Source organism: Nocardiopsis sp. NPDC055824 (assembly GCF_053616335.1).
In genome coordinates, this window is record NZ_JBSHDN010000207.1 from 1 (window position 1) to 11,003 (window position 11,003).

11 protein-coding genes are annotated in these 11,003 nt (G+C 74.5%); 6 read left to right on the plus strand and 5 right to left on the minus strand.

All coding sequences use genetic code 11. The features are described from left to right. Positions 1-47 precede the first annotated feature (47 nt). On the minus strand, positions 48-1,061 hold the full coding sequence (locus ACWGL3_RS27290; RefSeq protein ID WP_267945339.1) for a tRNA (adenine-N1)-methyltransferase: 1,014 nt from the start codon (positions 1,059-1,061) through the stop codon (positions 48-50). Positions 1,062-1,320: 259 nt separating this feature from the next. Between ACWGL3_RS27290 and ppgK the strand changes: the two genes are divergently transcribed. Then, positions 1,321-2,085 (plus strand): polyphosphate--glucose phosphotransferase, encoded by a 765-nt coding sequence (ppgK, locus tag ACWGL3_RS27295; RefSeq protein WP_267945340.1) that lies wholly within the window; start codon positions 1,321-1,323, stop codon positions 2,083-2,085. Between the two features lie 82 nt (positions 2,086-2,167). Here the strand turns inward: ppgK and ACWGL3_RS27300 are convergent, their stop codons facing one another. Together ACWGL3_RS27300 and ACWGL3_RS27305 are read right to left on the minus strand one after the other, a co-directional pair. Continuing rightward, positions 2,168-2,419, minus strand: coding sequence for a DUF2000 family protein (locus tag ACWGL3_RS27300; protein WP_452461953.1), 252 nt, complete (start codon positions 2,417-2,419; stop codon positions 2,168-2,170). Between the two features lie 183 nt (positions 2,420-2,602). Then, positions 2,603-2,968, minus strand: a complete 366-nt coding sequence (locus ACWGL3_RS27305; RefSeq protein WP_267945342.1) for a hypothetical protein — start codon at positions 2,966-2,968, stop codon at positions 2,603-2,605. Positions 2,969-3,177: 209 nt separating this feature from the next. On the opposite strand from ACWGL3_RS27305, the gene ACWGL3_RS27310 reads away from it, so the two are divergent. After that, entirely contained in the window at positions 3,178-4,470 is a 1,293-nt protein-coding gene (locus ACWGL3_RS27310) for a helix-turn-helix domain-containing protein (protein WP_267950429.1), read from the plus strand. Between the two features lie 82 nt (positions 4,471-4,552). Here ACWGL3_RS27310 and ACWGL3_RS27315 read toward each other — a convergent pair whose 3' ends face one another. Further along, positions 4,553-5,650: a site-2 protease family protein gene (locus tag ACWGL3_RS27315; protein ID WP_378553819.1), complete on the minus strand. Its 1,098-nt coding sequence runs from the start codon at positions 5,648-5,650 to the stop codon at positions 4,553-4,555. A 120-nt stretch (positions 5,651-5,770) separates the two neighbouring features. On the opposite strand from ACWGL3_RS27315, the gene ACWGL3_RS27320 reads away from it, so the two are divergent. The 4 genes from ACWGL3_RS27320 (at position 5,771) to ACWGL3_RS27335 (ending at position 9,376) form a co-directional block, all read left to right on the plus strand. After that, positions 5,771-6,574 (plus strand): RecB family exonuclease, encoded by an 804-nt coding sequence (locus ACWGL3_RS27320; protein WP_267945343.1) that lies wholly within the window; start codon positions 5,771-5,773, stop codon positions 6,572-6,574. Positions 6,575-6,654: 80 nt separating this feature from the next. Next, a complete protein-coding gene (locus tag ACWGL3_RS27325; RefSeq protein ID WP_267945344.1) occupies positions 6,655-7,341 on the plus strand; it encodes a response regulator in 687 nt (228 codons plus the stop codon). Positions 7,342-7,571: 230 nt separating this feature from the next. Further along, entirely contained in the window at positions 7,572-9,002 is a 1,431-nt protein-coding gene (locus ACWGL3_RS27330; RefSeq protein WP_267945345.1) for a threonine/serine exporter family protein, read from the plus strand. A gap of 185 nt (positions 9,003-9,187) precedes the next feature. Further along, positions 9,188-9,376, plus strand: coding sequence for a DUF5999 family protein (locus ACWGL3_RS27335; protein ID WP_267945346.1), 189 nt, complete (start codon positions 9,188-9,190; stop codon positions 9,374-9,376). Between the two features lie 152 nt (positions 9,377-9,528). On the opposite strand, the gene ACWGL3_RS27340 is transcribed toward ACWGL3_RS27335, so the two are convergent. After that, positions 9,529-10,764, minus strand: a complete 1,236-nt coding sequence (locus ACWGL3_RS27340) for a tetratricopeptide repeat protein (protein ID WP_267945347.1) — start codon at positions 10,762-10,764, stop codon at positions 9,529-9,531. Positions 10,765-11,003: the final 239 nt, after the last annotated feature.

Below are 11,003 nucleotides of genomic sequence, written 5' to 3' on the forward strand. Positions count from 1 at the left end.
GGCCTCGCGCGGTGCGGTGGGACTCGGGGGCGTGGCGGGCGCTCCCGCTACTCCCCGGCGGTGCCCGGCTCCTCCGGGCCCGCGTCGGGGGTCTCCGGGGCCTGCGGGACCCCGGCCTCGGCGGGGGCGTCCCCGCCCACGGCGGGCGCCGTACCGGGAGCCGTCTGCGCCGGACCGCGGCCGTCCTGCTCGCGGGCCGCGGTGAAGTCCTTGCCGTAGGCGCCCTTGGCCGGCCGGCGGCGGCGCTCGGGGGCCTCGGCCCCGTCGGCGAGGCGGCGGGCCACCACCAGGAACCCGGTGTGCCCGATCATGCGGTGGTCCGGGCGCACCGCCAGCCCCTCCACGTGCCAGGTGCGGAGCATGGTCTCCCACGAGCGCGGCTCGTAGAAGCGGTCGTCCTCGCGCAGCCCCTCGACCACGCGCGACAGCTGCGTGGTGGTGGCGACGTAGCAGCAGAGCAGTCCGCCGGGGATCAGCGCCCCGGCGACCGCGTCCAGGCACTCCCAGGGGGCGAGCATGTCGAGGAAGACGCGGTCCACGTCGGTCTCGTCGAGCTCCTCCACCAGGTCGCCGACGGTGAGCTTCCACGCCGGGTGCGGGCCGCCGTAGAACCTCTCCACGTTCTTGCGGGCGATCTCGGCGAAGTCGGCGCGACGCTCGTAGGAGTGCACCATGCCGTTCTCACCGACGGCGCGCAGCAGCCAGTTGGACATGGCTCCCGATCCGGCGCCCGCCTCGACCACCCGGGCCCCCGGGAAGATGTCCGCCTCGACCAGGACCTGGGCCGCGTCCTTGGGGTAGACGATGGTCGCCCCGCGCTTCATCGACAGCGTGTAGTCGATCAGCAGCGGGCGCAGCGCCACGTAGGCCGTGCCGGTGTTGGAGCGGACCACACTGCCGTCGGGCTGTCCGATGAGCTCGTCGTGTTCGACCTTGCCCTTGTGGGAGTGGAAGGTGCTGCCTTCGCGCAGGGTGATCGTGTGCATGCGACCCTTGGGGTCGGTCAACTGCACGGTGTCGCCGTCGGTGAAGGGGCCGCGGCGGCCATGGATACCGGTCAACGTCGCTCTCGTCTTCCCACGTCGCAATTGGTTGAGTCAGGGCAGTCGCCCAGGGTATCGGCCCCCCGATACCGTGGCGAACGGCCGGAGGCGGCCCGAACCGACTACGGACGGTCGTAGCGGTCCGGGCACAAGTCCGGAAACGGGCGGCTCCCGCCGGGGCCGAACGTGCGAACACCCCGCCTCCGGGGCAGTATCGACACCGCGGGACCGCGACGACGCCCATCCACCACACGAGGAACACGGGAGGCGACGACCCATGTCACAGCCGAACACGGCACTGGGGATCGACATCGGGGGCAGCGGCATCAAGGGCGCCCCTGTCGACCTGGTCGCCGGGGAGTTCCTCCGGGAGCGGATGAAGGTCCTCACGCCCCGCCACGCCGACCCCGCGGCGATCGCGGAGATCGTCGGCAAGATCGCCGCGCACTTCCCCGAGGTCTCGCAGGCGCCGCTGGGCATCACCTTCCCAGGGGTGGTGCAGGGCGGGGTCGTGCGCACCTCCGCCAACCTGCCCAAGAGCTGGGTGGGCACCGACGCGCGGACCCTGTTCACCGAGGCGACCGGCCGACCGGTGCGGGTCCTCAACGACGCCGACGCCGCGGCGGTCGCGGAGAGCCGCTACGGCGCCGCCAAGGGGGTGCCGGGCGTGGTGCTGATGACCACCCTGGGCACCGGCATCGGCTCCGCCCTGGTGGTGGACGGCAAACTCGTGCCCAACACCGAGTTCGGGCACCTGGAGATCGACGGGTACGACGCGGAGACGCGGGCCTCCTCCGGCGCCAAGGAGCGCGAGGACCTCTCCTACCACGAGTGGGCGACCCAGCGCCTGCACCGCTACTACCGGGTGGTCGAGGACCTGCTCTGGCCGGACCTGATCGTGGTCGGCGGCGGGGTGAGCCGCAAGTCGGAGAAGTTCCTCCCCCATGTGGACATCCGCACCCCCATCGTCCCCGCGGCCCTGCGCAACACCGCCGGGATCGTCGGCGCCGCGCTGGCGGCGGCAGAGCCCGGGACGGTCTGAGCCCCGGCCGCCGTCCCGTCCCCGCCGGGCGGCGGCCCGCGGTCTCCCCGGTGGCATCCGGGCGGCTCCCGCACCGGGCCCCTCAGGGGTGCGGGCGCAGCCCCTTGAGCACCTTGTCGACGTCGCCCCTGGGTCCGTGGACCGCCACCCCCGCCAGGGCCAGGTCCTCGGCGGCCGCCCCGAGCACGGCGGCCCGGTTGTCGTCGTCGTTGCCGGTGGCGAAGAGGTCCTCGGTGAAGAGCGCGGCGGACGGCCGCGCCGTACGCCTGGGGGCCGGGACGACGCGGACGGACCGGGTGCGCCGGAGGTAAGGCGCGGGCCGCCCGCCGGACACCGGGACGGAGGGGGCCGGGCGGCGGACGGCCCGCGCACGGGGGGGTCGAACGGGTGGGCGGGCGGGACCGGGCAGGACCCCGCGCGGAGGGAGACCGGGTTTCGGGGGAACCCGGCCCCGCCCGCCTCCCGGGCGCGGGCACCGCTCACGCCCGGGGAGGCGCGGAGGGGGACCCGCGCCTGTTCAGGCGTCGCCGACGGTCATGGACAGGGCGCCCACGATCCGCCTGGCGGCGTCGGAGGTCCGGGTGGCGGGGGAGATGGGGACCCCAGACAGGGCGGGATGCACATCCACCTGGGCCGGCCAGCGCATCCACCACCAGAGGTCGCCCCTGTGCGGTCTGAGCAGCGCGCGCTGGGGGCGGGCGCTGGGGCCGGCGTCGACCGTTCCGGAATCCCCGTCCTCGCGCACCTCCACGCCGTGTGAGCGCAGTTCGGCGGCCAGGACCCGCAGGGCCAGACCGGCGGGGTCCACGCGGTCCGCCGGATCAGCCGCGGCGGGTTCCCACCGCAGACTCGGGCTGCCCGCCGGCGGGGTCTCCACGGTCACGGGGTGCCTCCCTTTCCTCCCGGATGCCTGCCGGGACCAACGACTCTTGCACTCTCCCGCATCGGCCCCGGTACGGGGCGTCTCTATGCGGATCACGCATCGCACCTTCTTTTTCACACATAGCCACCCAGGGCGGCCGGAATCCCTAATCTAAGCTCATGCCCCAACCCGACGGTGTTCTGCCACCGGACCTGTGGTCGCGGCCCCGCATGGCGAACGCGCTGGCGACCTGCGACATGGCCACAGTTCTCGAAGGCGTGCGCACTGCGCGCGGATGGTCCCAGGGAGACCTCGCCCGCGCGGTCGCCTATTCCCAGAGCTGGGTCTCCCGGGTGGTCAACGGACAGCAGGCCCTGACGGTCAGCCAGGTCCAGGACCTCGCCCAGCGCCTGGACGTCCCGCTGCACCTGCTCCGCTTCGGAGGCGCCCCGCCGCCGGTCGGACCCGTCCAGAAGGAGGTGGACACCACGAGACGACGCGAGTTCGGGAAGGCGGTCGCCGCCGGGGCCCTTCTCACCGCCGCCCCCGCCGCTCCCCCGCCTTCGCAGGCGCCCCACCCGGTCGACGAGACCACCGCGTCCGCGCTGCGCTCCATCACCGGCGGCCAGCGCCGCATGGACGCGTCCGCCCCCGCCCGCCACCTGCTGCCCAGCGCCGTGACGCATGTGCAGCTGGCCGAGCAGATGCTCGCGCACTCGCGCGGGACGCCCTTCCGCCCGGCGCTCAGCGCGGCGGCCAGCGAGGCCGCCGGGTTCGCCGCCTGGCTCCACGCCGACCTGGGCGACATGGGCTCGGCCCGGGTCCACTACCGCACGGCGGTCGTCCGGGCCCGCCAGGCCGGGATGCGCCTGCTCGACGTGTACATGCTGGGGTCCCTGGCCGCCTTCGAGATCGACACGGCGGAGGACCCCGAACTGGGCCTGGGACTGGTGCGGGAGGCCGAGCACGTCCTGGGCCCCTCCGCGCACCCCACGGCCCGCGCCTGGCTCGCCTGCGTGGGCGCCCTCGCGCACGCGGGCACCGGCGACGGGGCCGCCGCCTCCCGCGCCATCGGCAGGGCGGAGAAGGAGGCCGCCCGCACGACCAACACCGACCCGCCCTGGCCGTGGGTGTTCGCCTTCGACCAGGCCAAGGTCGCCGGCTACCGCGCCCTGGTCGGGGTGCGCCTGCGGAGCCCGCACGAGGCCCGCGAGGCCTTCGCGGAGGCCCTCGCCCAGAAGGCCGCCAACGCCAAGCAGGCGGCGGTCCTCCAGGTCGAGCTGGCCTCGGCGCACGCCGAGGCCGGCGACGTGGACGAGGCGTTCCGCCTGGCGCGGGAGGCGCTCGCCACGGGGGTGCGCTTCGACTCCGAGCGGGTGATCGGACGGGTGCGGAGGTTCAGGCGCGGGTACCGGGGGCCCCGGGCCGGATGCGTCGACGACCTGGACCGCCGGCTCACGTCGCTCATGACCGGTATCGGGGCCCCTGGTCAGGGGGCGGGGAGCGGCGGGGGGTACCCGTGATCCGCATCGGAACCGTCGGCCGCCGCGGCCTGCCCCGGGAGCGCTCAGCGGCAGCCCGGCGCCGGCGTGGCCGTCCGCCGCGTCAGGCCCGGCCGGACATCGCCGCGTTGACGTCGGCAGCGCGCAGCACGCCGAACACCCCGCCCCCCGCCTCGTCCACCACCAGGTACTCCGGCAGCTGGTGCCCGGTCAGCGCGTCGAGCAGCTCCTCGCCCCTCAGGTCCACCGGCACCAGGGAGGAGTCCGTCACCGCCCGCGCCACACTCGACACCGGTACCCGGGCCCGGCGCCCCTCCGCGATAGCCGCGGCCGAGGCCGGGTGCACGATCGACGTCGGGGTGCCGTCGGCGTCGGTCACGACGATCTCCACGACCCCCGCCTCGCGCGCCCTCCCCTGCGCCTCGGCCAGCGGGGTGTCGGACGGCACCCGCACCGCCGGCCGGGCCAGGTCGCGCGCGCTCAGGCCGGGCACCCGCTCGCGCACCCGGGCCGCCCGCAGGGCGTCGGTGGCGCCCATCCACATGAACCCGCCCAGGAGCAGGCCCCACACCACCGCCCACGGGCTCAACCGCCCGCCGGACGACCACGCCAGGACGAACGGGATCGCCACCACCACCAGGGCCAGCCCCCGGCCGCCCCAGGCCGCCGCCACACTCCCCGCGACCTGCCTGCCGGTCGCCTTCCACACCCCGGCGCGCAGCAGCCGGCCGCCGTCCAGGGGCAGCCCGGGCAACAGGTTGAACACGCCCACCAGGAAGTTGGCGATCCACAGCTGGAACAGCAGCTCGCCCACCACGCTGAACGGGTCGGCGAACTGGTACAGGCCGAAGGCGCCCGCGGCCAGGATCAGGGAGAACAGCGGACCCGAGAATGCGATCCAGAACTCCCGCCCCGGGGTGGGCGCCTCCCGCTCGATCTCGGAGACCCCGCCCAGCACGTACAGCACGATCCGCCGCACCGGCAGCCCGTACATGCGCGCCACCACCGAGTGCGCGAGCTCGTGCACCAGGACGGAGGCGTACAGCAGGACCGCGAAGACGAACGCCAACAGGTACGAGGCGGGCCCCAGCGCGAGCCGCCCCTCGACGATCCCCCCGTAGACGAGGGTGATCAGCACCGCCACGATCAACCACGACGGCGTCACGTACACGGGAATCCCGAAGGGGCGGCCCAGGAGCAGCCCCTTGCTCTTGGCGCGGTCGCGGGTTCTGGGCGCGGAGGGCTCACTACCGGTGGTCACGTCCCCAGGGTACGGGGCTACCGCGCCCGGCCTGTCGCGACCTTCTCATAGGCTCGTCCCATGACCACCGCGCCCCTTCCGTCCGCCCTCTCGCCCTCGCGTGCCTCCGACTTCCTCCAGTGCCCCCTGCTGTTCCGGTTCCGCACCATCGACCGGCTCCCGGAGGCTCCCAGCGCGGCGGCGCTGCGCGGCACCCTGGTCCACGCCTGCCTCGAACGCCTCTACGAACTCCCCGCGGAGTCGCGCACCCCGCACAACGCCGCCGCCCTCGTCGACCCGCAGTGGACCGCTCTGCGCGAGAAGAAGCCCGAGGTCGATGAGCTCTTCGCCGACGAGGCGGAGCGCGACACCTGGTTGGAGTCCGCCCGCGACCTGGTGCGCCGCTACTTCGACCTGGAGAACCCGACGGCCCTGGAGCCCCGCGACCGCGAGATGCGCCTGGACGTGGCCCTGCCCACCGGGCTCAAACTGCGCGGCTACGTCGACCGCCTCGACGTCACCCCGACCGGACAGATCCGGATCGTGGACTACAAGACCGGCAAGTCCCCGCACCCCAGGTTCGAGGACAAGGCCCGCTTCCAGATCTTCTTCTACGCCGTGATGATCTGGCGCGACCTCGGCGTCGTCCCCACCCGCCTCCAGCTCGTCTACCTGGGCGGCGACGGGGCCGTGCGCTGGTACGACCCGACCGAGGACGAGCTCCGGGCCGCGGAGGAGGAGATCTCCGGCATCTGGGCCCGGATCGAGGAGGCCGGACGGACCGGCGTGTGGGCGCCCCGCAAGAGCAAGCTGTGCGGCTGGTGCGAGCACCAGGCCCTGTGCCCCGAGTTCGGCGGCACCCCGCCGCCGCTGCCCACCGCCTGACCGGCCGCGGCCCGGCCCCGCCCGCCGCGCCCCGGACGGCGGGGACCGGACAAGCCCCCCGATGAGGCACAATCGGCCGTGTGCCCGTCTCTGTACTGCTGGTCGACGACCAGCCCCTCGTCCGCGCCGGTTTCCGCATGATCCTGGAGTCCGCCCCGCACCTGTCGGTCGTCGGGGAGGCCTCCGACGGCCGCGAGGCGGTGCGGGCCGCCCGGACCCTGGTCCCCGACGTCGTCCTCATGGACATCCGCATGGCGGGCATGGACGGGGTCGAGGCCACCCGCCGGATCACGTCCTGGGCCCAGCCGCTGGGACACAGCGTGCGGGTCCTGGCACTGACCACCTTCGACCTGGACGAGTACGTGGTGGAGATCCTGCGCGCCGGCGCGACCGGGTTCCTCCTCAAGGACTCCCCGCCCGCCGATCTCGTGACCGCCGTGGAGGTGGTCGCGAGCGGCGCCGCGGTCGTGGCCCCACCGGTCCTGCGCCGCCTCCTGGACCGCTTCACGCCGCTGCTGCCCCCCGCGGCCGGGGACGAGGCCCCGGCCGCGGCCCTGACCGCCCGCGAGCACGAGGTCCTGCGGCTGGTGGCGCGCGGCTGGTCAAACGCCGAGATCGCCGCCCACCTCGTCCTGGGCGAGACGACCGTCAAGTCGCACGTGGGCAGCATCCTCACCAAACTGGGACTGCGGGACCGCGTACAGGCCGTGGTCTACGCCTACGAACACGGACTCGTCAGGCCCGGACGGCCCGACGGGGACGGCTGAGGCACGGTGCCGTCCGGGCGCGCCGCGGCACCGGGCCACCCGCCCCGCGGGCCCCGGCGCGTCGCTGTCGGAGTCCATCCCGCCTTGACAGGATGAGCCGGTGATCGAACTCACCGGCGCCCGCTCCTGTTCCAGGCGAACCCGACACGTCCGGACTGCGTCCCCTCTGGGGTTGTGATCGACGCGCCGACCACCACGGGGTACAGGCGGGGAGGGAACGGAGAACAGGGATGCCAAGCAAGCGGGAGCGACCGGTCCCCCCGAGCGAGGACCGCCTGCTCAGCAGGATGCGGGACTGGCGGGCGGAACACGAACGGGAACTGACCCCGGACGGCCTCGACGACAACGAGGCCGTCAACCTGCCCGACGCGAGGGCCATGGACCTGGTCCTGCGCGTCGGCGAGCTCATGCTGGCCAGTGGCGAGGGCACGGAGGCCGTCAGCGAGTCGATGCTCAGCCTCTCGGTCGCCTTCGAACTGCCCCGGTCCGAGGTGTCGGTCACCTTCACCACGATCACCCTGTCCACCCACCCGGGCGGCGACCAGCCGCCCGTCACCGGCGAACGGGTCGTGCGCCGGCGCTCCCTGGACTACTTCCGCGTCAACGAGCTGCACACCCTGGTGCAGCAGGCCGCGCTGGGGCTGCTGGAACTGGAGGACGCCACCGCCCGGCTGTCCCAGATCCGGCGTGCCCGCATGCCGTACCCGAACTGGGTGATCGTGTTCGGGTTCGGCCTGATCGCCTCCAGTGCCAGTGTGATGATGGGCGGCGGCCTGGTCGTGGCCGCCGCCGCGTTCCTCGCCACCGTGCTGGGCGACCGGACCGCGGTGTTCCTGGCCCGGCGCGGCGTCGCCGAGTTCTACCAGATGGCCGCGGCTGCGGTGGTCGCGGCGACCATCGGCGTGGCCCTGCTCTGGGTGAGCACCACGCTGGACCTGGGACTGCAGGCCGCGGCGATCATCACCGGCAACATCATGGCCCTGCTCCCCGGACGGCCCCTGGTGTCCAGCCTCCAGGACGGCATCAGCGGCAGCTACGTGTCGTCCGCGGCGCGCCTCCTGGAGACCTTCTTCATCCTGGGCGCGATCGTGTCGGGGGTGGGCGCCGTGGCCTACACGGCGATCCGCCTGGGCGTGCCGGTCGACCTCGACAGCCTGCCCTCGGCGGGCACCTCCCTGGAGGTCCCCGTCCTGATCGGCGCGGCGGGGATCGCGATGGCGTTCGCGATCTCGCTGGCGGTCCCGCCCCGGATGCTCCCGACGATCGGGGCCCTGGGCGTCATGATCTGGGTGATCTACGCGGGTCTGCGCTCGCTCCTGGACGTGCCGCCGGTCGTGGGCACGATGGCCGGCGCCGTCGCGGTGGGCGTCGTGGGGCACTGGCTCGCCAGACGCACGAGACGCCCGGTCCTGCCGTACCTGGTCCCGTCGATCGCGCCGCTGCTCCCGGGCAGCATCCTGTACCGGGGACTGATCGAGATCACCCAGGGAACGGCGGTGTCGGGCCTGCTCAGCGTGGTGGAGGCGGTCATGGTGGGCCTGGCGCTGGGCGCCGGGGTCAACCTCGGCGGGGAGCTGGTGCGGGCCTTCCAGCGCGGCGGGCTCGCCGGGGCGGGGATGCGCAGCCGTCCAGCGGCACGCCGAACGCGCGGCGGATACTGAAACCGTTCTGGCCGGAGCCGGACACACCGGAACCATTGCCTGCCTGCGGGTATCTCACCGTGTGAGAGCGGACGACGACACCGGGACCACTGCGGTGGGCCTAAACCAGAGCAAGCATGTGATGTGAGCCACTAAAGTTGGCGTCAGCTCAACGACGAGCTCTTCTGGAACGAAAGGCCTGTCCCATGTGCAGCCACCAACCCGCCTGCCCGTCCTTCGAGGACACCGACCGCGAAGCCGCACGGGTCGTCTCCAGCCACCCTGAACAGGGATGGAGCCTGCTCTGCAACGGGGTCGTCCTTTTCGACGACACCGGCGAACTGCTGCCCGACGGGGCGGTTGTCGCCCCGCACCGGCCCCGCGTGGCCGCCTGACCCCGCACACCGGGGAACACGGCCAGGGACCCGCCCCGCCCACGCACCGGAAGCGGGCGACACCGCCCGCCGCCGGCCCCGGGCCACCGCCGGCGCGGTCCCCGGCCGACGCACACCCGCCCGGAAGGCGACGAGCCCCGGGCGGTTCCGTGTCACAGGTCGGGCCAGCCCTCGGGCAGGACGTCCTCTCCCCCCATCGCCTCCCGCAGCCGGCTCCGGAAGTCGGCGTGCACGTCGGCGCCCCACACCAGGCCGCTCGGGGTGCGCAGGGCCTGCTCCATGGCGGCGCGCAGCGCGTCGGCGCGCGACTCCCCCTCCACCACCGGGAGCGCCAGCAGCGCGTGCATCCGGGTGATGACGGCGAACAGCTCCCCCGCCAGCGCCGGGGCGGTGGCCGTCGCCGCGGCCTCCTCCAGGTAGGGCTCCCACCACGGGCCCGCCCCCTCGTCCTCCGGGGCGGCGAACCCCCGGCGCAGCCGACGGCGCACCTCGTGCGCGGTCTCCGGGTCCCCGTCCCCCAGGCCCGCGCGCCAGACCCGCTCGGCGCCGTCGGGCTCCCCGCGCAGGGCGAGCAGCCCGGCGAGGAGTTCCACCGCCGAGGCCGAGGTCCCCGCGTCCGGGGCGGGCGCGTCCCGCTCCCCCTCGCCCGGGTCGACGATCGCGCCGACGTCGGCGATGGCGTGTTCGAGGTGGGCCGCCGCGCGCAGCAGGCGCAGGCCGGGGTCGTCCGCGACCGAGAGCCCCCGCTCGACGGCCGCGGAGGCGGCGCCCGGCAGCCCCCGGCCGAGCAGGCGGCCCGCCAGGTCCCTGGCCGCCTCGACGACGGTGGCCGCGTGCAGGCGGCCGAGCGGGGCGGAGCCGCGCGGAAGGCGAAGGGCCGCCTCCCAGTGCTCCTCGGCCGCTCCGGGGTCCCCGCGGTCCTCCGCCGACCTCGCCAGACCGTAGTGGGCCACGGCGGCGTAGGAGGGGTCCCCCAGGTCGACGAGCCTGCGCCAGACGCCCTCGGCCTCGACGTGCTCGCCCTCCTGTTCGAGGGACAGGCCGAGGTGGTAGGCGGCGCGCGGGGCGTACCGGGGGTCGCCGGTGGCCACCGCCCCGCGGGCGGCCTCACGGGAGGCGGGGAGGTCCCCCCGCTGATCCTCGACCACGGCCAGGCCCAGCAGGGCTCGGGCGAGCACCCGCGGGTGCGGGTCAGCGGCGACGGCTCTGCGGTAGAGCTTGGCGGCGCGCTTGAGGTGGCCGTTCTCGGCGAGGTCCTGGGCCTGGTCGCACACGTCGGCGGCGTCCTGGGCGGAGACCGCGTCGGTCTCCCCGGTGTCCTGGGGATCGGCGGCCGGGGGCGGGTCGGCGGGGCCAGAGCGTGCGGGATGTCCGGACGTCGTGGTCATTGCTTCCGCTTTCCATGGGGGCGGCGGGTCTCGCGGCGGGACGCGGGACCGGGTCGCCGCAACTCTAACGCGGCTCACGCCCGGAGGCGGCGGCCCTGTGGGGATGTCGGTCCGGTGCTCGTCCCCTCACCGGACGGGGCGCTTGTCCATGCGGCGCCTTTACGACGTAGATTCACTTCCGGGGGCACCCGGCCCGGGCACGCGGAGGGGCGCCGGTCCGCGGACCGGCGCCCCTCGTC